Source organism: Bartonella sp. AC535YNZD (assembly GCF_042196625.1).
Lineage (GTDB): Bacteria > Pseudomonadota > Alphaproteobacteria > Rhizobiales > Rhizobiaceae > Bartonella.
Genome location: NZ_JBHIQP010000002.1, coordinates 222,093 through 244,620, shown reverse-complemented (window position 1 = coordinate 244,620; position 22,528 = coordinate 222,093). Strand labels below are relative to the sequence as shown.

General features: G+C 36.0%; 15 protein-coding genes, 1 tRNA gene and 1 pseudogene. 9 read left to right on the top strand and 8 right to left on the bottom strand.

Going from position 1 to position 22,528, the window contains the following annotated elements; translation table 11 throughout:
- Positions 1-4: 4 nt before the first annotated feature.
- Positions 5-700: an HAD family hydrolase gene (locus tag ACFIM8_RS02250; protein WP_375606394.1), complete on the bottom strand. Its 696-nt coding sequence runs from the start codon at positions 698-700 to the stop codon at positions 5-7.
- A 317-nt stretch (positions 701-1,017) separates the two neighbouring features.
- Here ACFIM8_RS02250 and ACFIM8_RS02245 point away from each other — a divergent pair, with 317 nt between their 5' ends.
- Entirely contained in the window at positions 1,018-2,154 is a 1,137-nt protein-coding gene (locus ACFIM8_RS02245; protein ID WP_375606393.1) for a site-specific DNA-methyltransferase, read from the top strand.
- A gap of 745 nt (positions 2,155-2,899) precedes the next feature.
- Here the strand turns inward: ACFIM8_RS02245 and mutY are convergent.
- A complete protein-coding gene (gene mutY, locus ACFIM8_RS02240) occupies positions 2,900-3,958 on the bottom strand; it encodes an A/G-specific adenine glycosylase (protein WP_375606392.1) in 1,059 nt (352 codons plus the stop codon).
- Between the two features lie 200 nt (positions 3,959-4,158).
- Here mutY and ACFIM8_RS02235 point away from each other — a divergent pair, with 200 nt between their 5' ends.
- From ACFIM8_RS02235 to ppdK, 3 genes are all read left to right on the top strand, one after another.
- The gene (locus ACFIM8_RS02235; RefSeq protein ID WP_375606391.1) at positions 4,159-4,659 is read left to right on the top strand and encodes a DUF721 domain-containing protein; all 501 of its coding nucleotides are present in this window, start codon (positions 4,159-4,161) and stop codon (positions 4,657-4,659) included.
- 84 nt (positions 4,660-4,743) lie between these two features.
- Positions 4,744-5,400, top strand: coding sequence for a DsbA family protein (locus ACFIM8_RS02230; RefSeq protein WP_375606390.1), 657 nt, complete (start codon positions 4,744-4,746; stop codon positions 5,398-5,400).
- A gap of 166 nt (positions 5,401-5,566) precedes the next feature.
- Positions 5,567-8,233 carry a pyruvate, phosphate dikinase gene (ppdK, locus tag ACFIM8_RS02225; RefSeq protein WP_375614422.1) on the top strand — a complete coding sequence of 889 codons (2,667 nt, stop codon included), beginning with the start codon at positions 5,567-5,569 and terminating at the stop codon, positions 8,231-8,233.
- Positions 8,234-9,973: 1,740 nt separating this feature from the next.
- Here ppdK and ACFIM8_RS02220 read toward each other — a convergent pair.
- Positions 9,974-10,807, bottom strand: a complete 834-nt coding sequence (locus ACFIM8_RS02220) for a peptidoglycan-binding domain-containing protein (RefSeq protein ID WP_375606388.1) — start codon at positions 10,805-10,807, stop codon at positions 9,974-9,976.
- Positions 10,808-11,869: 1,062 nt separating this feature from the next.
- On the opposite strand from ACFIM8_RS02220, the pseudogene ACFIM8_RS02215 reads away from it, so the two are divergent.
- Both ACFIM8_RS02215 and ACFIM8_RS02210 read left to right on the top strand, forming a co-directional pair.
- Positions 11,870-12,245: pseudogene (locus ACFIM8_RS02215) on the top strand (DUF5330 domain-containing protein).
- A gap of 108 nt (positions 12,246-12,353) precedes the next feature.
- Entirely contained in the window at positions 12,354-12,764 is a 411-nt protein-coding gene (locus ACFIM8_RS02210) for a SufE family protein (protein ID WP_375606387.1), read from the top strand.
- Between the two features lie 98 nt (positions 12,765-12,862).
- Here ACFIM8_RS02210 and ACFIM8_RS02205 read toward each other — a convergent pair whose 3' ends face one another.
- The gene (locus tag ACFIM8_RS02205) at positions 12,863-13,300 is read right to left on the bottom strand and encodes a MucR family transcriptional regulator (RefSeq protein ID WP_012754848.1); all 438 of its coding nucleotides are present in this window, start codon (positions 13,298-13,300) and stop codon (positions 12,863-12,865) included.
- 854 nt (positions 13,301-14,154) lie between these two features.
- Here ACFIM8_RS02205 and ACFIM8_RS02200 point away from each other — a divergent pair.
- Positions 14,155-16,248 (top strand): S9 family peptidase, encoded by a 2,094-nt coding sequence (locus tag ACFIM8_RS02200; protein WP_375606386.1) that lies wholly within the window; start codon positions 14,155-14,157, stop codon positions 16,246-16,248.
- An 82-nt stretch (positions 16,249-16,330) separates the two neighbouring features.
- Here ACFIM8_RS02200 and ACFIM8_RS02195 read toward each other — a convergent pair whose 3' ends face one another.
- Complete coding sequence (locus ACFIM8_RS02195) at positions 16,331-16,933, bottom strand: superoxide dismutase (RefSeq protein WP_375614421.1); 603 nt, start codon at positions 16,931-16,933, stop codon at positions 16,331-16,333.
- 875 nt (positions 16,934-17,808) lie between these two features.
- Here ACFIM8_RS02195 and ACFIM8_RS02190 point away from each other — a divergent pair.
- Positions 17,809-17,883 (top strand) — tRNA-Gln (locus ACFIM8_RS02190).
- A 223-nt stretch (positions 17,884-18,106) separates the two neighbouring features.
- Here the strand turns inward: ACFIM8_RS02190 and ACFIM8_RS02185 are convergent.
- Genes ACFIM8_RS02185 through ACFIM8_RS02175 form a run of 3 tightly spaced genes read right to left on the bottom strand, consistent with a single transcriptional unit; the run spans position 18,107 to position 21,553 of the window.
- Positions 18,107-18,571 (bottom strand): toxin-activating lysine-acyltransferase, encoded by a 465-nt coding sequence (locus tag ACFIM8_RS02185; RefSeq protein ID WP_375607790.1) that lies wholly within the window; start codon positions 18,569-18,571, stop codon positions 18,107-18,109.
- The gene (locus ACFIM8_RS02180; RefSeq protein ID WP_375614420.1) at positions 18,571-19,896 is read right to left on the bottom strand and encodes an HlyD family type I secretion periplasmic adaptor subunit; all 1,326 of its coding nucleotides are present in this window, start codon (positions 19,894-19,896) and stop codon (positions 18,571-18,573) included. The genes ACFIM8_RS02185 and ACFIM8_RS02180 overlap by 1 nt, the downstream gene beginning before the upstream one ends.
- Positions 19,886-21,553 carry a peptidase domain-containing ABC transporter gene (locus ACFIM8_RS02175; protein WP_375614419.1) on the bottom strand — a complete coding sequence of 556 codons (1,668 nt, stop codon included), beginning with the start codon at positions 21,551-21,553 and terminating at the stop codon, positions 19,886-19,888. Before ACFIM8_RS02175 ends, ACFIM8_RS02180 begins: the two co-directional genes overlap by 11 nt.
- 242 nt (positions 21,554-21,795) lie before the next feature.
- On the opposite strand from ACFIM8_RS02175, the gene ACFIM8_RS02170 reads away from it, so the two are divergent.
- Positions 21,796-22,404, top strand: coding sequence for a hypothetical protein (locus ACFIM8_RS02170; RefSeq protein ID WP_375614418.1), 609 nt, complete (start codon positions 21,796-21,798; stop codon positions 22,402-22,404).
- The last annotated feature ends 124 nt before the right edge of the window (positions 22,405-22,528 follow it).

The window sequence follows — 22,528 nt, the reverse complement described above, 5'->3', positions numbered from 1 at the left end:
TTTCTTATAATAGATCTCGCCATACTGCCATTGCTTCTAAGACTTCTCCTAAATGAGCATGTTTTGCAATAACTGTTTCTGCACCAGCTTCTGCAAGTGCATTAGAGTGGCCAAGATAGCTATGTGATCCTCCCGTAAAGCCGATGGCACGCATGCCTGCTGCTTTGGCGGCATGTACACCATGAATTGAATCTTCTATAACGATAGTGTTTTGAGGCTCTACTTGTAATTGTTTTGCGGCAAAAAGGAAAATATCAGGGGCAGGTTTGGTTTTTTTTGTTCCAACTTCAGGTGCAGAAAATATTTTACCTTCAAAAAGTTCATAGAGACCAACAGTGGTGAGCATCTCTTTTATATCGATGCTCTTTGCATTAGAGCAGATACAGTAGGGATAGCGTGTTTGAATAATTTCTACTGCTTCTCTTACATCATCAAGAGCACGTAATTCAGTTTTTATTTGTGTACGAAAAATATCAGTCATTTGATCTATGAGATGAGCAGAAATTGGTTTTTCTGTTTCCTGTTCAACTTGTTTAAGAATATCGCGAAAGATAAGCCCTGCAAAACGTTCGCTCAATTCTTCAGGTGAGATTTCATATCCTGTTTGTTTGAGCAATTGAGATCCAATTTTTGCTGCAAGATATTCAGAGTCGACGAGAACTCCGTCACAATCAAAAATAATAAGATCTATTTGAGGCATAAAATATTCCTTTACATGTTACGAGATGAACAATTTTCATGAAAACGACATTGAGAGAATCTTATTTCATAAAAATATATTTTGAAAATGATTCTTATTCATTTTACGAAATAAAAGATAGGGGAACAGTATATTGAAAAAAGAAAAATTCATTCAGATGGAAGTTTTTTTACTTTAAAAAACAAAAAATAATAATCAATTTTTCGGAACTTTAACGATACGTTTACTCTATTTTGTAAATATGGATTGGTAAAGCGGGCCTATAAACTATTTTGGTTGATTATAGGGCAAATTCAGTTCATTTTGTTGGGTTTTTCATGACAGTTATTCAGCTTCAAAAAGATTTCGTTCGTAATCCCTCCCAGACGCCATGGCGCAATAAAATTTTTAAAGGAGATTGTGTTTCCGTTTTAGAAAAACTTCCAAAACATTCTGTTGATATGATTTTTGCGGATCCACCCTATAATTTGCAATTGGATGGTGCTTTATATCGTCCAGATCATTCGCTTGTTGATGCGGTTGATGATGCATGGGACCAGTTTGAGAGTTTTGCTGCTTATGATGCTTTTACCCGTGCGTGGTTGCTTGCTTGTCGTCGTGTGTTAAAACCTAATGGAACCCTTTGGGTTATCGGATCTTACCATAATATTTTTCGAGTTGGTACGGCATTACAAGATTTAGGTTTTTGGATGCTCAATGATATTATTTGGCGCAAAAATAACCCGATGCCTAATTTCCGAGGGCGACGCTTTCAAAATGCTCATGAGACACTTATTTGGGCTGTGCGAGATCAAAAAGATAAAAAGTATACATTTAATTATGATGCTTTAAAAGCGGCAAACGAAGATCTACAAATGCGTTCAGATTGGCTTTTTCCTCTCTGCACTGGAGCTGAACGTTTAAAGGATGATTCAGGGCGTAAATTACATCCAACACAAAAACCGCAAGCGTTATTAGCGCGTATTATTATGGCTTCTAGTAAACCTGGTGATGTTATTCTTGATCCGTTTTTTGGTTCGGGAACAACAGGTGCTGTTGCCAAGCTTTTAGGGCGTGATTTTGTTGGGGTTGAACGCGAGCAAGATTACATTGATGCGGCATGTGAAAGGATTGCGGCGGTTAAACCTTTAGGACAACCAGAGCTGGCGATTTTAGATAGAAAAAAAGCAGAACCGCGCATAGCATTCAACAGTTTGCTTGAGGCAGGTTTACTTTATCCTGGAGAAGTTCTTTATGATCGAAAAAAGCAAGTATCTGCTATTGTAAGAGCTGATGGTACGATTATGCATGGTGGTGAAGCGGGTTCAATTCACGCAATGGGAAGAAAGGCTCAAGATTCGCAGAGTTGTAATGGTTGGACATTTTGGTATTATGAGGAAAATGGACGGTTAAAGTCCATAGATCATTTAAGAATGATCATACGTTCACAAATGTTAAAAACGGGTGTTTTATGAACTAAGCTGATCGCTTCATTCTATTAATCACCAATGTACCTGATCTCGATTGGGATGGATGCAAGCGCGTTTTATGCTTTTCTTAGATATTTTATATTGAAATACTCACCTCGCTTGTAAGCGGCAAGCGAGTATTTTTCGCTTCTTGTAGAAAAAATTAAAACGAGAAATTTCTACTCTATGTTCTGATTTTAGTTCCAAAATAGTAAAATTTCAATATAATCTTATAAAAATGAAATATCAGAATTAAAAGGTTCATTCAGAAGTTCAAAATTAAGTGCTTTTTTGTACGTGCATCTATAAAGTGCGTAAAATATATTGATTTATCAAGATAATTTAGCGCAACTCATATTGAATTGCCCTCGGAATATCGTCAAACTCTTTTATTTCAAACCTGTTTCATATTGAATCAATAAAAATTACTTACTTGCATGTCATAAGCGGGGTTGGCGTGTGAATAAAAATTGTTAAAGAAAGAACTAAAAGTACCTCTTATGAACCGTTTCAAGTGCCAAGGGTGTCGTAGGGGGTGGGTAAATATAACGATGGTGCCGATTTGCTTCTTCATAAGCGAACAAAGGACAGATCCTGAAATTTAAATCTAAGATTTCTATTCCTTCTTAATTCTCATTGATAGAAAAAATGAGACATTCTACGTGTTTAAATTTTTCTTTGTAAAGATTAAGAAATGGTCATTAGGGATACAAAAGTCTCCATTAGCAAACATGTTTACGAATAAACAAGGTTATTTAAATCTGAAAGAATTGGGAAGTGCTACGGAAATGGCTTTTTTCATAACAGTAGGGAGCGCTTCTTTGGCAAGATGTTGAATGTTGCACCACCAACCATTTTCACAATTCATTTCATGAATATCTTCAGTATAGTAGACATCGAGTTTTAGAGAAAAGTGAGTAAAAACATGCGTAATTTGCCCTTTGAATTGCCAATTGGCAGGAAAGGGGGCGTTTTGGAGCCCATTTTTGTTGTTTATATCAATATTGTTAGGAATTTGGGTCATTCCACCAAGGAGTTTTTGCGTCTGTCGTTTTTCCAAATAAATTTGTTTATTTTTATTAAGAACCACAAAGGCACTACCTGTTTTTGAAGGGCGTTCTTTTTTAGGGGCTTTAACTGGAAAAGACTCCGGTTGTTGCATCTTTGCCGCTTTGCATAAACTTTGAAGAGGGCAGATATAACAAGATGGTTTGCGTGGAGTACAAATGGTTGCTCCCAAATCCATCATTGCTTGAGCAAAGTCGCCAGGACGATTTAAAGCAGTAATTTTTTGTGTTTTTTCTTTAATTTCAGCTTTTGCTTTTGGTAATATTGAAGCGATAGCAAAAAGGCGCGCTATTACACGTTCGACATTACCATCAACCACTGCCACAGGATGGTTAAAAGCAATTGCGGCAATGGCTGCGGCAGTATACTCTCCAATACCGGCTAGAGTTCGCAATTCTTTTACAGATTGTGGAAATTGTCCTGCGTAGTTTTCAACAAGCTGTCTCGCACATTTTTTAAGATTACGTGCGCGTGAATAGTAACCAAGTCCAGCCCATGCTTTCATAATATCATCTTGTGAGGCTATTGCTAAAGAAGGAAGATCAGGCCAAAATTTCAGAAATTTTTTAAAATAGGGCTTAACCGTTTCAACGGTTGTTTGTTGCAGCATGATTTCAGAAAGCCAAACCTGATAAGGATCAGGACGGATACCTTGTCTTTGCTCTTCGGGGGTAATCCGCCATGGGAGGTTTCTATGACTTTGATCGTACCAAGAAAGGAGGTGCGAAGAAATTTCATACATGATTGTTTTCAAGCATAGAGAGATGTAAAATGCAAAAGAAAAAATATTTATTTTGTAATTCTTTTTTTGCTCTTTTATTGTCGAGACCCTGGTGAGGAGTGGATTTTTATTTTGTTGATATTTTATAAATTAGGGAGGCAATTATTTTTAGATAAAACAAATTATTGTAATTGAGTAAACGGTTGAATAATGATCTAAAAATGAGAAAACAACTAAAAAAACGTATCTTTTATTCTCTTTCTGAGACGGTGTTCAAAATACTTGATCCCGTTTTGCGCAAACGGACAGGGCTAAATGTAGAGCTTATAGAGCATTGGCCACAAATTGTGGGCCATGATATCAGTGAACATACAATGCCGCTTAAAATTATTTGGAAACGTCGTGCAGATCAAGATGAAGTTTTTCAGCCAGCAACACTTGTTGTCGCATGTGAAGGATTTGCGGCGTTGAAATTAATGCATGAAACAGAGGAATTTCTTCATAAAATTAATGGATTTTTTGGCTATATTGCTATTGATCGCATCAAGATTGAACAAAGGCGTCTGTCGGTTTTTATGAATCATTTGCCTCTAAAGTCGACTTTGAGTGAACAAGACAAAAAATGCGTGGAGAAAATGCTTGAAGGAATTGAAGATAAAAGTTTACGCCAATCACTTTATAAACTTGGCTGTTGCATTTTCTCGGAAAAAAATAATAAATAGCAAGATATTTTATATATATTTTCTTTAATATATGAGAAAGCATTGGATTCCTATTCGTTTAATACCAACAGAAAAGTATTATTTATGGTAAAATTTCGTTCTTTTTTATCTTTCGGGATAATTTTTCTCTTCATAACGATTGTACAAAATAGTGTAACAGTTGCTTTAGCGCGTGATCTCAAACCAGTGGCAACAGTTGATATGGCTGAGCTTCTCCAATCAAGTAAAGTAAAGGATCGCTTTGAGGGAGAGGCGGATGCACCAGTCATCATTGTTGAGTATGCTTCGTTAACATGTGTTCATTGTGCACATTTTTACAACGATATACTTCCTCAAATTCGTAAAAAATATATCAAAACAGGAAAAGTGAAACTGATTTTCCGAGAATATGCTTTTGATCCTCGGGCAACAGCAGGTTTTATGTTAGCACGGTGTGCACCAGAAGATCGCTATTTCCCTTTGATAGAAGTTTTATTTCAAAAACAAAATGAGTGGGTTTGGGGAAAAGATGCTCTGACACCATTGAAAAAAATTAGCTTAATGGCGGGTTTTTCAGATGAAAGTTTTACTGCGTGTTTGAAAAATCAGACCATTTTAGATGAAGTGAATGCATCTTTTGAGCGTGGTAAAGAACTTGGTGTGACAGCAACGCCTACTTTCTTTATCAATGGGAATAAATATGAAGGTGCTATGAAAGTAGAAGACTTTTTTTCGGTGATTGATAGTTTTCTTAAAAACTGAATCTTAATCTTCTAGAAGATAGATGGTGATGTGGTCATTATCTCTTTTAAGAAGGTTAGGTATTATGCATTTATGAAGCGATCTTTTTTATTTCGCCGATTTTGAATCATTTAAGTTAAGCCTAGGTTGAATGGTGTTTTGATGCTGATATGGGAGGATTTGTACAATGAAAAAATGGGTTTATAGTTTTGGAGATGGAAACGCAGAAGGAAGTGCAAGCGAGCGTAATCTTCTCGGAGGTAAAGGGGCTAATTTAGCAGAAATGAGTAGTCTTGGTTTGCCCGTACCGCCAGGGTTTACTCTGACAACAGAAGTCTGTAATTTTTATTACGCACATGACAAATCATACCCAGAAGAGCTACAGGAATCTGTTAAGCAAGCATTAAGACGCGTTGGTGAACAAACAGGACGTGAATTTGGTAATGAGCAAAGACCACTTTTGCTTTCTGTTCGTTCAGGGGCTAGGGCTTCTATGCCAGGAATGATGGATACAGTGCTTAACCTTGGCATGAATGATAAGACTGTAAAAGCTATTGCTTTACAAGCTAATAATGAACGGTTTGCTTATGATAGTTATCGGCGTTTTATCCAAATGTATTCTAACGTTGTTTTGGGGGTAGACCATTCTTATTTTGAAGAGATTCTTGATGAGGTAAAAGAACGCAATGGTTACACTATTGATACAGAAATGACAGCAGATGATTGGAAACATGTTATTGCTTCTTATAAAGCATATATTGAAGAAAAATTAGGAATCCCTTTTCCACAAGATCCTGAACAGCAATTATGGGGGGCGATTGGAGCCGTTTTTTCAAGTTGGATGACAGCACGCGCAGTCACTTATCGTCGTTTACATAGCATTCCTGAAAGTTGGGGAACGGCAGTTAATGTGCAAGCTATGGTTTTCGGCAACATGGGTGAAGATTCGGCAACAGGTGTTGCTTTTACACGCAATCCATCGACAGGAAAAAAAGAACTTTACGGTGAATTTTTAGTTAATGCGCAAGGAGAAGATGTTGTGGCGGGTATTCGAACGCCTCAAAATATTACAGAAAATGCGCGTATTGTTGCTGGTTCAAATAAGCCGTCTTTAGAAAAAATTATGCCTGAGGCTTTTTTGAAGTTATGTCAGATCGCGCAAAAGCTTGAGCAGCATTATCGGGATATGCAAGATCTCGAATTTACCATTGAAAAAGGTAAGTTATGGATGTTGCAGACTCGTTCGGGAAAACGTACGGCTCGTGCAGCTCTCAAGATGGCAATTGAAATGGTTGAGGAGGGGTTAATAAGCCGTGAAGAAGCGGTAATGCGTATTGATGCAAAGTCACTTGACCAACTTTTACATCCAACACTTGATCCCAAAGCAGAGCGTTTTGTTATAGGGCGTGGTTTACCTGCTTCTCCTGGAGCTGCAACGGGTGAAATTGTTTTTACTTCGGAAGAGGCAGAAACTGTGTCAGCAGAAGGGCGAAAAGTTATTTTGGTCCGTGTGGAAACAAGCCCAGAAGATATTCATGGTATGCATGCTGCAGAAGGAATTTTAACAACGCGTGGCGGCATGACAAGTCACGCTGCTGTTGTTGCGCGGGGAATGGGAAAACCATGTATTTCTGGTGCTGGTAGTGTGCGGATTGATTATAATACAAATACGCTATTTGCTTCAGGAGAAAGCTTTAAAAAAGGCGATGTTATCACGATTGATGGTGGAAGTGGGGAAATTTTCAAAGGGAAAGTTGCAATGTTGCAGCCTAAGCTTTGCGGAGACTTTGCAAAATTAATGGAATGGGCTGATGGGATGCGACGTATAAGAGTTCGCGCCAATGCTGAGACACCATCTGATGCCCGTATGGGGCGTTCTTTTGGGGCTGAAGGTATTGGTCTTTGCCGTACGGAGCATATGTTTTTTTCTGGAGAACGTATTGTTGCCATGCGTGAAATGATTTTAAGTCATGATGAACGTGGTCGTCGTAAAGCACTAGATAAGCTTTTGCCAATGCAGCGTTCAGATTTTAGTGAATTATTTGAAATTATGTGTGGTTTACCTGTTACCATTCGTTTATTAGATCCGCCACTCCATGAATTTTTGCCTAAAACGAAAGCAGAAATTCTTGATGTTGCAACAGCTATGGGGGTTTCTGCTGAAGTGCTTGCTGAACGTGCTCAGCAGTTACACGAATTTAATCCTATGCTTGGATTACGAGGATGCCGTTTAGCTATTACTTATCCTGAAATTGCAGAAATGCAAGCGCGGGCGATTTTTGAAGCAGCAGCAGAATCTGCCCAAAAATCTGGATCTCCTGTTATGCTTGAAATTATGGTGCCATTGGTTGCTCTTAAATCTGAACTCGATTTTGTAAAAGCGCGTATTGATCAGGTTGCTGAGGAAGTGATGAAAGAAAAGGGAGGTACTATTCAATATATAGTTGGGACGATGATTGAACTTCCAAGGGCAGCGCTTCGAGCAGATGAAATTGCTGAAACTGCTGAATTTTTTTCATTTGGAACAAACGATTTGACACAAACTACTTTTGGGATTTCCCGTGATGATGCTGCTCCTTTTTTGGCAACCTATTTTCAAAAAGGTCTTTTAGAGCAAGATCCTTTCGTATCTATTGACCGTGATGGAGTAGGGGAACTTATTACCATTGCTGCACAGCGTGGACGCTCAAAGCGTGCAAAAATAAAACTGGGAATTTGCGGTGAACATGGAGGCGATCCTGCCTCTATTGCTTTATGTGAAGAAAATAACCTAGATTATGTTTCGTGTTCTCCTTTTCGAGTACCAATTGCTCGTTTAGCAGCAGCTCAGGCCGCAATAGCAAAAAGGATGTAATGGGTTAATATTTTTTGTTGTATAGTTATTACAGAAATAAATTTTTATATATTTTTTATTTTCTTTAATAAAGGGAATAAAAATGCTTCTAAAATGCACGATAAGTTATGTTACGCGAGAAAGTGTTTTTTTAGAGGTTTATGAGAGAAAATATAAAGCAGGATAGACAAAAGATGTATTATTAATCACTTTCTATTGGCGAACCTCTTGATAGAGAGAAACGTGTTATTGTGCAGTCAATTTATGCATTTGCTTTTTTATAGGGGAATGAGCTCCTCACGCAAGATAGAATGCTGCAAACAAATGCATTTTTTTGCATATCATGCTGTTTGAGATAGACATTTCTCAGTAGATGCCCCATTTCACATTGACATTCGTGGAATGGGGATTATGTAAAACTCTCCGTAAGTTTATGAAAATCTTCCCAAAATTTATAAACTCCATTATGCACTACCGTCTTTACACTTATGAAGGAATATCAAAGTTACACAATCTGTTGATTTATAATGATAATTTTTTATTTCTTATATTGAATGAAAGCTGTAAATATCATAAAATCCTCTCATTTCGACTTTTTTTATAATGAATCAATCAAAACCATGTTTTTTGTGTGTTATAGGCGGGATGAGTGTCTGTGGATAAAAAAATAAAGTAAGGATATGCCTTTTATGAATCATCTCAAATGTCAAGAGCTGTCACAAATTGAAGGTAGGTAAATGTGTAATGGTGCCGGCTTGCTTCTTGACAAAAAGCGTAAAGATGATGCGCGGCGCGTGCAGTAGGGCTGCTATTATTATTCACGGGCGTTGTTGCGAAGTGGTCTTGGGTGCTTTAGAGATGTTTTTTAAGAAAGCCCGTGAATGGCAATCTAAGTATATTCCGTTTGGGACATTTTATTTTAGGTGAGGGGGAGTGAGGCCAAAAAGACATGTGATAAATAAAAGCATGAGGCAATAGGTAATCTCCATTAAAGATATTACTTTAGATGTTATTGAAAGGTGTAAAGCTGAATTAAAAGGAAATGGCAAAGATGAAAACTGGTTTTTACCTTAAATTTTCATATTCTTTCCAAATTAGGCTGTTTTCCTGTTTTAAGGAGATTATACAAACAGAGATGCGCAATATTCTTGCCTCCATTTGGCATACAAAAGCTATGACAGCTGAGAGAAGTACTAAACTGTCTTAATATTTGTTTCAAACATACTGCTGCGTTAGGTTTGGATGTTGATTTATAGGCAATACTAAACGCACACGCTCTCTTAGGAAAACAATGTCATAAAACACATAATTTTCCAGCAATAGATTGGAGAGAAGTGCTGGTTTTTTATCAGACACTTTGCAAAACAACAATCATGACACAACTAGCCTTACGTCTACTTATCTTTACAGATGTTTGCACAAATTCTTTGCATCATATTTATAAAGATCAAATTGACGATAATATATGGACAATTCGTGGCTCGATGATATGAAAGGTTTACGTGATACTACAAAAATTTCGTGTTCTTTTATCATCAGAGGCAATAAAAATGGTAGAACGAGCACGTTTGCTATTTTGCAATATTTCTTTTTTCTGCAATCGGTTGTGTTTTTTTTGCAGCAAATTGTACGGCTCAATATGTAATGTGTAAGAAAACCATTCTGATTGATTGAATATAAGAGGGCTTGAGATGAAGGAATGTTTGAGGGGAATATTAAATAAACGAAAGATGAATTATCATTATAAATTAAGAGATTACTTCAATTTAATAAACCAACTTCACGCATTTTCATTAAAATTGTGTGATTAATTTTACCAGTTACAGGAAGATCAAATATTTTTTGAAACTGTTTTAAGGCTTCTATCGTCTTTTGATCTTCTATTCCTGTGACAATAACCTCCTCATTCCCAAAAATATGTAAAGCTTTTTGCACTTGTATAATATCTTCAACAGAAGGCTCTAAAATAGCTTCTTTTAAGTGTGTCATATTTTTTGTATTGTTTGTTTCTATTTCGCTTTGCTTAATTAATATCGCGATTTCATCTGTTGCGGGATTAGATAGAACATTCTTTTGCATTCTCTGAGCAGTTTGCTGTTTCCATAAAGTGATGGCTCGGCGTGTTTTAGGTCCTTCCAGTCCATCTAATGGTCCATCATAAAGGCCTAATTTTGTTAGTTCTTTTTGCTTTTCCAGCATGCTTGCTGATTGAGAGGGTAAAGGTGAATTTGTGTGGTTCTGACTTTGAGAATGTACAGAAGTTACACGGGAGAGTTCTTGTGATTTTTCTTCTTTTTCCGATAAAATAGAGCTCTTACCTATACTTTGAACAGAGGAAAATTTCATTTGAGTTAAAATATTTTGATGCGTTGTCATTTGCAAAAATAAAGCATTAAATGAAATAAATAAAAAACTAATGCTAAAAAGAAGAGATCCAACAAAAAATAAAGTATTTTTTCTTGTATAGAAATAAAGAGTTTTTACACTCCAAAAAATAAAATGAAAAATTATAAGAAGAAGCGTTATAACAATACTACTATAGTATTTACGGTGTTTTACATTTTTTTTTCGGTATGTCTTTCGTTTTGTTGCCATTACTTTTATTTTCAGTTGCGTTTATTTTTTACAAAGAAACAAATATAAATTAGGAAACGAATATGAATCAGTTCTTATTTTCAGACAGCGAAAAGTGCATTGACATTATTGATTTTCCTTTCAAACTCCTAGAACGAGCGGCTTCATTATATCAATTTATAAGTTGATAAATCAACAAGAGTTCTTATCAACTTTTATTCATTTCATTTCATTTTATTTTATATAAATCTTTAATGTGTATAAAGAGAGCACCAAATGATTAGCATTCAAGATCATTTTGGTGTTTGCAAACTGCATTATCACATATAATTATCTAAACAATAATGCCACGTTATTCTTCATTTTGGGGCATATGTTTGGCTATTATTTAAACTAAAATTGAAAATATTTGCCTATAACACTAAAAAGATGACAATCATTATCTATTCTTTATAATTTACATATAGATGGTTACTTATCCATAAACGGTTTGGTAAGAATAATTATCTATCAATATTATTATATTTTTGTATAAATTCCTTCTATTAAATAATTTTCATAAGTATCAATTAAATTGATGTTTACAATGTTATAGAAAAAAAACTGGTTTGAGATGTAATCATAAGAGATGCAGTTATTTTTTTGATGTTTTTATCGACATGTTGACTATTTTTATAACATTCCAGTAAAAATTTTATAGATAATATAAATATTTTATCGACACTAGAATCAGAATAACAGAGTTTACTCTTGTTAGCCTTTTCAACTAAGCTAAGATGGTGGATTATTATTTAAAATAATTATGTACACAACATGATTATCTCTCTCATTTTTTATCATAGTATGTTTATTAACATGACCAGCTTGTAAGTGTATAATTTTGATGTTAATTTTTTACTGAATAGACAATGTATCCCATTTTATACAGCGGAATTGTGCCATATTTATAAAAAAGCCAATGATATAGATCCAATACATGAATACTCAATTTTATAAAAAGTACATTTTATAAATTGTTTATAAAGCAACGGTGGATAAAATGCTTCTTTTATTGTATTTACCACTGCGGTACATTGATTATCCATGATACGTTTTTTAATCAAATTATCATTTTTTTTATTTTTTATTTTTGTCATTGTTTCATTTTTTGTAGCAGATCCAAGCAGTAATCATTCTTCTATCCCCCAAAATAATGAGACAACAACGAGCGATGTGATTGTTGCTTTTAAGGAAGCCTTAAATGACTTAGGCGCATTTTGTGACCGTAATATAAAAACCTGCAAAGTAGGAAAATCCTTTTTAAGTTCACTTGGCGAGCGCGCATATTACGGTGCAAGAGCTGCTTATGAATATTTAGGGAACATATTAGGAAACAAAAATAATATCAGAGACTTTCCCTAATGTTTCTTACAAAATCGAAATACAAGAGTTTTTACAAAACCATGCAATGTTATCTTGAAATAAGGATTTTTAACGTTCTTCGTGTTATTTATGTTAGGAAGAATAAATATTTATTTTTTATAAGTGTATTCAAGAATGATTATTCAAACGAAACAGGACTAAAATAATGGCGGACACAATCGGTAATATTATAGATAACTTTTCGCTTTTGGATAATTGGGAAGATCGTTATCGTTATGTCATCGAGCTTGGCTATGAATTGCCACCTTTTCCGGAAAGCGCTCGAAACGATGCTCACAAAGTTCCTGGTTGTGTTAGCCAAGTGTGGCTTTTATCTTCACGTAATAACTCAGAAGATCCAATATTGACGTTTCAAGGTGATTCCGATGCTCATATTGTGCGTGGACTCATTTATATACTTCTTGCTTTTTATTCAGGCAAAAAAGCTTCTGAAATTCGCAATTCTGATGCTCAAGAGCTCTTTGAAAAACTTGGTTTAAATGAAAATCTTACACCACAACGATCAAATGGTCTGAAATCAATGATTAAACGGATTCGTAACGAAAGCTATATGTAATACCTTTGGTAGAAATTGCTATATATACAAAAGCTTCACACAAAACATGTATACTAAAATAAACTTTATACATGAAACCATTTTTTCGCAAAATAAGATTATTTAGTTTTTTTCCGTTTGCTTTTGCGTCCAAGCCCCATTTCTTTGGCCAAAGCCGATCGTGTTTTTGCATAATTAGGCGCTACCATAGGATAAGAACTATCTAACTGCCATTTTTCACGATATTCCTCTGGCAACATTCCATAATGTGTCATGAGATGACGCTTTAGAGATTTAAACTTCTTTCCATCTTCAAGGCAAATGAGATAATCAGGAAATACTGAACGCTTCGGATTAACGGCAGGCCTTTGTTTTTCAACTTCGACTTCTGTTAACTCTAGATTCCCTGCTTTACGAAAAGCAGCATGGACATCAGCAATTAAACTTGGCACTTCAGTCGGTCGAATAGAATTATTACTCACGTAGGCAGCAACAATATCAGCAACCAATGTAATAACTAAATTGCTTTCAGTCTCTAAGACTGCACGATGTTCCATTCTTGTTTCCTTTAATTTAAAATTGAGTAATTCAAAATCGAGATATAGTGCATATACTCATGATATAAAGATCTCATGCACATGAGTTTCATATTGTACAAAAATCTTTTTTGTCAATTCAATTATTCTATAAAATTGCCAAAACACAAAAAAATCAAATAAATACCCATTTTTTGTCATAATATACAATAAGAAAAACGAAATTATTACATGATAAAATATATTTTTACCCTATAACATATCATACATAATATATAATACATCACAAATATAAAAAAATATATGATAAAATTTATTTATTTTTTTTGAGAACGTAAAAATAAAATTACTAATTATAAAAATATAATATATAAATTATTATATTTTGTTTTGAATACTTATAGTTTAGTAAGTTTATGTTTAATAAGTTTTAAATTTATTTTTATTATTTATATTTATAAAATTTAATAATAAAAACATACTATATTATAAATATGACATAATAGTATTGTTTATAATATAAAACTATTCGTTAAAAGGAGATGGAACATTTTTATTTTTTATACAGTAATAATAATATTTTAGATATATTTATTCCTTTCTGTAAAATTATGCGATTATACTGTTTCAAAAAAAATCAATTCTTTTTCTAATAGTTTAATTGTTTTACCCGTCACTTTCATTATAAAAGTGGTATTATATCCCTAGAAAACAATAGCTGTGATATGTAATGAACAGAAAGGTATTAGTTTTAAAAATTATCATGGTGCTATTTTTGCAAGTGAATAGAACTTATAGATTTTTACACTTTCATCAATCATTGTGATTCTAACATATAAACGAAGCTATTAACATATTTTAATATAGGATTGTGTATGACTCGCACTTTTGCAATTCCTCCCAAAGCATCTAGAATCACTCATAAGGAAATATATCATGGTATTTTTCGTGATGATCCCTATCATTGGCTACGTGCGTCTAACTGGCAAGATGTTTTTAAAGATCCTAACTGTCTTGACCCCAATATTCGACAGCATCTTGAAAAAGAAAATGCTTATCAATCAGCTCAAATGGCTGATACAAAACCATTACGAGATTTGCTTTTTACAGAAATGAAAAACAGGATCCAAGAGAATGATAGTTCTGTTCCTATAAAACATGGTCCTTTTGCTTACGGATTCTCTTATGTTACCGGAGGCCAACAGCCACATTATTTTCGGACACCAAGGAATGGCGGAGAAAAAAACGTGTACCTTAATGGTGATGTCTTGGCAGAAGGCAAAGAATATTTTAAATTTGGTTCAGTTCAAGAATCTCCTGACCATACACATGTGGTATGGACCTATGATGACAAAGGATCAGAATTCTATACAGCTAAAATTCGTAATTTTGAGACATTGTCTGACTGTACGGACACAATTACTGATACATCTGGTCAAATTGTATGGGATGCTAGGTCTGAAGGTTTTTTCTATACTAAGATGGATAAAAACCACCGACCTTCAGAGCTCTATTATCACCAATTAAACACAGATCAATCACAAGATAAGCTTATTTTTCGTGAAGACAATCCAGGTTTTTTCTTAGATGTAAGCGGTTCTAAGCTTAATGATGTTATTTATATTAATATTCATGATCATGAAACATCCGAGATCTGGTTAATTCCTGCTGAGGCGCCTTTTACTGTTCCCCAATGTGTACGGAAACGACAACAAGGTATTGAATATTCACTTACAGAGGGTGGTGATGTCTTTTATATTCTAACCAATTTAGATAATGCAAAAGATTTCAAAATTATGGTAGCGCCATATACATCTCCACAATCAGAAAATTGGTCTGAGTTTGTCCCACATCAGCTTGGGTGCCTAATATTATCCCATGATGCTTATCAAGATTTTCTTGTCTGGATCGAACGTTTTGAGGGGCTTCCACGTATAAAAGTAATGGAACGTACCACTAAACAAGTTAATTCCATCGCTTTTACTGAAGAGGCTTATTCTTTAGGTCTGCAAGGAGTTGCAGAATATAACAGTCCAACTCTTCGTTTTTCCTATTCGTCTATGACAACACCTGATCAAGTGTTTGATTATGAGATGAAAAGTTGTAAACGAATGCTTTTAAAAACGCAAATAATTCCCTCTGGGCATAATAAAGATGCATATGTAACACGACGGATTATAGCAATAGCAGACGATGGTGAGAAGATTCCTATTTCACTTTTTTACCACAAAAACACTCCCCTTGATGGTGGTGCGCCTTGTCTGCTTTACGGTTATGGTGCTTATGGGATTTCTATTCCTGCCAGTTTCAATAGTAATGTACTTTCTCTAGTAAACAGAGGTTTTATTTACGCTATTGCTCATATTCGCGGAGGAAAAGAAAAGGGAGTAGAGTGGTATGAGAAAGGAAAACATCTCTTTAAGCACAATACATTTACAGATTTTATTGCTTGTGGGCGTTACCTTGTAAACAATAAATTCACTTCTCACGACCGGCTGATTGCCCATGGTGGTTCAGCAGGGGGGATGTTGATGGGAGCCATTGCCAATATAGCTCCCCAGGATTTTGCTGGGATCGTAGCGAATGTGCCTTTTGTTGATGTCTTAGCGACAATGTTAGATGCTTCATTGCCACTCACACCTCCAGAATGGGGTGAATGGGGGAACCCTCTTGAATCAGAAGAAGATTATAAGCTTATTGCTTCCTATTCCCCTTACGATAATGTCAAAGCTCAAAACTATCCCCCTATACTTGTGATGGCAGGATTAACAGATCCTCGTGTAACTTACTGGGAGCCTGCAAAATGGGTGGCAAAATTACGAGACCTAAAAACAGACGATAATGCAGTTTTATTACGTATTAATATGGATTCAGGGCACGCTGGTGCAGCTGGACGTTTTTCAAAGCTAGAAGAAGTTGCCTATATCTATGCATATATTCTAAAGATAGCAGGAAAAGACTTTTGCTAATCCATAATACTTCTGTATGAAAGTCTCCGATAATTTATTGGATTATAGAGACTTTCATACACTAAAAAGTTATCTAGATAGTTTAAAATTCACATTCTTCATAAAGTTCTAAAACATAGTCCCAATTAATTAAATGGTCTACAAAGGATTCGAGGTACTTCGGTCGAGCATTGCGATAATCAATGTAATAGGAATGTTCCCACACATCGACACCCAAAATAGGGCGAGCATTGTGCACTAAGGGATTTTCACCATTAGGGGTTTTCATAATTTCAAGCTTGCCATCTTTAACAGCAACCCACGTCCATCCAGAACCAAATTGGGCACTAGCAGCAGCAATAAAATCAGCGCGGAATTTGTCATAACCACCTAGATCAGCGTCAATAGCTTTTGCTAACTTTTCAGGAAGTTTTTGGCCACCACCATTTTTTTTCATCCAAAGCCAAAAGTGGTTATGATTGTAATACTGCGCTGCATTATTAAACAAACCAATATTTTTTCCAAAACTTTTTTTAACAATATCTTCAAGGCTTTCATTTTCTAAGCCTGAATCTTTCACCAAGTTGTTGGTGTTGGTAAGATAAGCAAGGTGATGCTTATCATGATGATATTCAAGCGTTTCGCGTGACATATAAGGCGAAAGGGCATCGTAATCATAAGGCAACGGGGGCAATTCAAAAGCCATTTAAAAATCTCCTCGATTCTAATTGTTAAGCTTATTTCATAAGCCTAATTTGCCATTTACCGAATTTAAAAGCAAATGTTGAATACCTAGTTTGTATGAAATAGTTTTAATGTCTCTCTTTTTGTAGAAGAAGCTTTTAGGAAATGTATATTCATCAATCAAAAAGGGTATTGGTCTACATAAAGATTGCTTCTGAAGATTTTTTACATCTATGAGCGGGTAATGAATATCATTATCTTTTGAATAAAAAGTAAATGGAAATAGCTATTATTCCTTGTTTTTGTATATCTATTTTTTCAAATACCATATAAAATGTTTTTAATTTTTGCAAAACTCTTCCAGTTTATTGGTGTATCATAATGTTTTCAACAGAATATTAAGTGTTATTTTTTAGGAAATATTTTTCAATGTGCTTGATTTTATTTTATGGTGCTACCCATGAATAATATAATGTAAAAATTAGTGGACATTACCATCTTTATGCTTAATGCAAGAGCACAGCAGCACTATCATACACTTACCGGTTGCTAATGTGGTGACAGCTTTTTTCTTAAATTGAGCAAGATGAGATTTTAATATATCAAGAAAAGTAAATCATATGCAAATTTATTAGATACATGAGTAAACTGAAAGATTTTCATGTTCTGTTCCTAAGACATCAATACAAAGAGCAAAATAATTGGTGGATAAATGGTTGCTACTTATGTTAAAATCACAATTGTATATCAGTTTCTGCTACGAATTTGTATCGATGGCAATTCCATACAAGACTCAGAAATTTTATGATAAAAAAGTAAGGTCTTTGATTTTCAGATATTGCGTCCAATCACAGGAATCGCTATAAGGTGCAGGAGTCGCTATAAAGCGTGTTTTTTTGGGGTATAGCCAAGCGGTAAGGCACCGGTTTTTGGTACCGGCATTCCCTGGTTCGAATCCAGGTACCCCAGCCAATTTTAGTGAAATGAATCAATCATAAACTTGAGAAATCATAGAGTTGAGAGTGGATTAAATCTCTTAATTATCTTTAGCCATTCATATCGGATTGGTCAGAGGGGAAATACGCGTCTGTAGCGGAGTGGCTCTTACTATAACTATAGTCAAAATAGTTATTTTAGGGATTTTTCTTTATAAGAGTGGGGCTTAAATGGTTTATGCGCACTTGCTTTAGAAAAACTATTTGGCTGGATTTTGCGCTCTATAGCAACACCAGCGTGCAATTTTTCGTATTCCACCATCTTCATTACGTCGTACAGCATAACAATAACGCTGATCAGGAAATATATTTCGTTGCATATCACGTACAATATGAGCAGTATGGCCATAAGGTGCTACACAATCAATAAACCATACGTATTTTCCATTTTGCCAATTGGCATCGGGTAAAAATTCTCCCTTTTCAAGCATAGATTGATGATTTTTCTCATCTAAAAAAGCCCAAGTGATAAAGGCGCAAAATTCTCCACGTTCATTTTTATAGAGCTTGTATTGCCCAGTCTGTAAAGCTGGACCTAAGTTTCGGTCTATATCCCAAATTCGCCAGCGGCGGTATAAGGGAGATGTAAGCATTAAAACAACCATGGCACCCAAAGCCGTAAGAGGATCTATGAGTGATGGTGATGGATTTTCATTTACAGACATTATCTTTCCTTTAGGGACTGTTCTAAAATTTTGGTGATAGGTTCAAAGAAATAAGAAATGAGACGCCGTTTTGAGGTAATGACATCCGTTGTTACAGTCATGCCAGGGATAAATTTAAATTGTTTGTTATTCAAAGTGATATGATCTTGGTCAATTTTGATTAAAACAGCGTAGACACCATTAATTTCTTTATTATAGCGTGCTGTAGCGCCTACATTAACGACTGAGCCGTGGATAACACCGAAACGTTCAGGCGGAAAGGCAGAAAACTTGATGTAAGCACGTTGGCCCTTTTCTAAAAAACCAATATCTCGATTATCAAAAAATGCTTCAATAATGAGACCGCCCGCACCAGGGACAATGCGCATGAGAGTTTTACCAGCCTCTACAAAGCCACCCAAAGTATGGATACTTAAATCATCGATACGTCCATCAACAGGTGCATAAAGTGATAAGTGGTCAAGATGGTATTGAGTGCTATCAAGCTTTGCTTTTAATCCTTGAAGATTCAGTTCTGTTTCACGCGAAAGTTGCCGATAGCGGGCGATTTCATCGGAAATGAGACTTTTCCGTTGTTGGCGGAGGGTATTTATTTCGGCGGCATTTTCTTCCAAATGTCTTTGATTGGTTAAAATTTCATGCTCGACATTTTTAAAGTCATGTAAACGCTCTAAGTAAACGGCTTGGCTAATGACTTTTGTTTCCATCAGGCTTTTTGCAGCTTTTAATTTTCCTTGGCTTAATTGACGATCATCTTCCAACCTATCTAATTGCGCATGTTGTGTTGCACCGCTGCGCTCGACGCGGTCCGCTTGTGCTTTTAGCGCTCTTAATTTATCTTGGAGAGATTGAAGGGTAGCGCTAATGAGTTTTTCACCTTCTATTCTTGCAGTCGTGTTGCCAGAAGGAGGAGCTGGCAGATAGGCAAGCCCTTTGGTCACAAAATCTTTATCCAAAGGATCACCTTCATGCAAAGCTGTTAAAATAGCTGTTGCGATTTGTGCTTGAAGAGTTTGTTGCGCGATATCTGCTTGAACACGTGCGTACTCATTGAGGGCTTCACGGGGATCTAATTGAATAAGGAGATCCCCTTGATGAACAAATTGCCCTTCTTTTACAAGGATTTTTTCAATGCGTCCTGTATTTTGCGCTTGGACAAGCTGAACATAGGTGGTGGGAATAACACTTCCTTGCCCCCGTGCAACAATCTCTGTTTTTGCGATAAAGCTGCCGATCACAATAAAGAGAAATAAAGCAATCAAAACAGCAACCACCATATGAAGCGTTGGTGACAAAGGGCGCAAATAGGGAGCTTTATCTGCCATTTTTTGCCTCCAAATCAGTAAAGTTTAAGACGGTTGCATGCTGAGGAAAGAGGTCACTTTTTTGGGTAATAACAAGAACAATACGATCTTGTGAAAGTTTATATAAATGCTCAACAATTTGTGCACTGACAGCGTCATCCAATGCGGAAGTAGGTTCATCCAAAATAAGAAGGCTTGGGTTTATCAGAAAGAAACAAGCCAAAGCCAAGCGTTGGCGCTGACCACCTGATAAAAAACCACCTTGCTCTCCTACTTGAGTATGGAGTCCTAGAGGCAACTGAGCAATCAAATCATGGCAAGCACTAATATATAGTGCAGCGTCGATTTCATCTTTAGTGGCATCTGGTTTTGCAAGAAGCATATTCTCAAGAATGGTTCCGGAAAAAAGGCAAGGATTTTGAGGAAAATACGCGATAGTTTCACGCACGCTACGGACATCAAAATTCTGTAAAGGTTGGGCGTTAATCAATATCTTTCCGCTTGTTGGGGGGTAGAGTCCACAAAAGAGCTTCGCCAAGGTTGTTTTTCCGCATCCTGAAGGACCAAGTAACATAATTGGTTGCCCAGGTTGTAAACAGATATCAAGATGATTGATAATGGACTTATCTCCATAAGAAAAACAGAGATCGTTGGCTTCAAGATGAGGAGGAGCACTGAGTTGAAGAGGCGGTTTTTCTTCTTCCCATTCTGGAGGGGAGTTAAGAATATCGCCCAAACGAAGACGAGAGATTTTCAAATGCTGCCATTCTTCCCATAGGGATGCAAGGCTTAAGATAGGACCAGAAACATTGCCTGCAAGAAGATGAAAGGCAATAAGTTGCCCTAGCGTAATCTGGTTTTGAAGAACTGCTTGAGCACCAAAAAAGATAATAAAAATAGTGAAAAGATCACCAAAAATATGGCTCATGGCTCCATTGAGAAGATGCAATTTACTGGTTGTAAGGCTTTGATCCAGACTACGTGCTAGAGTTTCTTGCATGCGTACCGTATGAGCAGCTTCTTTTACGTGTGCTTTAATGGCTTCAAGATTGGTAAAACTTTCAATAAGGCGCGATTTATGGACAGCTTGCAGAGTGAAAGAACGGCGTAATTGGCGGCGCAAGAAGGGACCGACCAACGCTAAAGAACCCATTTGTAAAGGTAAAATGATAAGGACAATGAAGGTCAGTTTCGGACTAATGGAAAAGAGTGCAACAATATAAATAATGGCAAAGAGAACATTTAGCACAGTTGTGGTGATGGTTCCTGTTAAAAAACCGCGAATTGTATCAACCTCTCCAATACGTGAAAACAATTCTCCCACTTGCCAACGGCGTAAAGTGGGCAAAGAGAGACTTAAAAGATGGGTATAAATGCGCCGTCCAAATTCTAGCGTAAGCCGATTGGCTAAATAAGCTCCTAAATAACCTGATAGAGTGCTAAGAGCTGTGCTAAACAGCATGATAGCAACCATCAAGACAACGATAGCATAGAGACTTTCAATACGCTGAAAAGGGAGAATACGGTCAATAATCGCTTGAAAAATAAAAGGATTTACCAAGCCCAACAAACGCAAAACAACAGCAACGCAACTGAGTTCGATGACATAATAAATATATTTCTTTGTTGTTCTTGTAAACCAAGAGAAGGCTACAGGTTTTTCTTGTGAATGACTCATTTGATTTTATGATTTTGTTTAAGAGAAAGAGCGATGGATGTCGCATATTTAAACAGTATTGTAAATAGTATTATTACTCAACAAAATATACATTTTGTATGAATATAATATAAACATAATGTATTTATTATTTATACAGTATTTTTATTATTATTTTTACAACTTATGTTTGACTTCTTATAAAGTAAGAAGTAAAGAATTTCTCACTGCATCATTATGATACAGTATTTTAAATATATATAATGGATAATAAAAAGGGTAGTTCAAGCTCATCGCATGATTCAAGTAGTAGTTCACATCCAAAAAGTTGGCTTTTTCCAGAAGAAGATGATTGTAGCGCAGGTGCTCATTCCCAAGCAGCAGGTGCAGGTGGCATCGTAGGAGAATTAATAGGAGGTATTGCTGGTGCAGTTGGAGGTCTTTTTTCTGGACCGGGAGGTGTTGGTTCTGGCTTTGTCAATGGAGCAATAGGAGGTGGACTAGCAGGAGCTGGTGACGCTGTGGTAGATAAATACAATAAATGCTATACGGCACCAAGGTGTGAAACAAGCGATTATGTTGAAGCAGCTGCCATACACGGAGGCATAGGAGCAGCAAGTGGTGCATTATTGGGGCCGGAAGTAGCACTAGCAGGCGGATTAGGAGGAGCTGCTAACGGTTTGATAGATAAGTACAATGAATGCCATCCGAATCCAAGTTGTGAAGCAGGCGATTATGTCGAATCAGCAGCCATAAAGGGAGGCGCAGGAGCATTAATTGGTTTATTAAGTGGTCCGGAAGGAGCAGTCGCAGGCGGAGTAATGGGAGCTGTTAGCGGTTTGATAGATAAGTACAATCAATGTCATCCGTAAAGTGGAGGGACATTGTTTCTAATTTATTTAGAAAATAGCTAGTAAGATATTTCTGAGATCAGTGATATTGTAAACATACTTTAAAGCTATGGCTAAACTGATTTCAGGGATATTTTTGTGTGTA

What these genes read in the sequence shown, in the direction of transcription:
- ACFIM8_RS02250 (WP_375606394.1), bottom strand. Translation starts at nt 700, where the DNA reads ATGCCTCAAATAGATCTTATTATTTTTGATTGTGACGGAGTTCTCGTC.
- ACFIM8_RS02245 (WP_375606393.1), top strand. Translation starts at nt 1,018, where the DNA reads ATGACAGTTATTCAGCTTCAAAAAGATTTCGTTCGTAATCCCTCCCAG.
- mutY (WP_375606392.1), bottom strand. Translation starts at nt 3,958, where the DNA reads ATGTATGAAATTTCTTCGCACCTCCTTTCTTGGTACGATCAAAGTCAT.
- ACFIM8_RS02235 (WP_375606391.1), top strand. Translation starts at nt 4,159, where the DNA reads ATGAGAAAACAACTAAAAAAACGTATCTTTTATTCTCTTTCTGAGACG.
- ACFIM8_RS02230 (WP_375606390.1), top strand. Translation starts at nt 4,744, where the DNA reads ATGGTAAAATTTCGTTCTTTTTTATCTTTCGGGATAATTTTTCTCTTC.
- ppdK (WP_375614422.1), top strand. Translation starts at nt 5,567, where the DNA reads ATGAAAAAATGGGTTTATAGTTTTGGAGATGGAAACGCAGAAGGAAGT.
- ACFIM8_RS02220 (WP_375606388.1), bottom strand. Translation starts at nt 10,807, where the DNA reads ATGGCAACAAAACGAAAGACATACCGAAAAAAAAATGTAAAACACCGT.
- ACFIM8_RS02210 (WP_375606387.1), top strand. Translation starts at nt 12,354, where the DNA reads ATGGCGGACACAATCGGTAATATTATAGATAACTTTTCGCTTTTGGAT.
- ACFIM8_RS02205 (WP_012754848.1), bottom strand. Translation starts at nt 13,300, where the DNA reads ATGGAACATCGTGCAGTCTTAGAGACTGAAAGCAATTTAGTTATTACA.
- ACFIM8_RS02200 (WP_375606386.1), top strand. Translation starts at nt 14,155, where the DNA reads ATGACTCGCACTTTTGCAATTCCTCCCAAAGCATCTAGAATCACTCAT.
- ACFIM8_RS02195 (WP_375614421.1), bottom strand. Translation starts at nt 16,933, where the DNA reads ATGGCTTTTGAATTGCCCCCGTTGCCTTATGATTACGATGCCCTTTCG.
- ACFIM8_RS02185 (WP_375607790.1), bottom strand. Translation starts at nt 18,571, where the DNA reads ATGTCTGTAAATGAAAATCCATCACCATCACTCATAGATCCTCTTACG.
- ACFIM8_RS02180 (WP_375614420.1), bottom strand. Translation starts at nt 19,896, where the DNA reads ATGGCAGATAAAGCTCCCTATTTGCGCCCTTTGTCACCAACGCTTCAT.
- ACFIM8_RS02175 (WP_375614419.1), bottom strand. Translation starts at nt 21,553, where the DNA reads ATGAGTCATTCACAAGAAAAACCTGTAGCCTTCTCTTGGTTTACAAGA.
- ACFIM8_RS02170 (WP_375614418.1), top strand. Translation starts at nt 21,796, where the DNA reads ATGGATAATAAAAAGGGTAGTTCAAGCTCATCGCATGATTCAAGTAGT.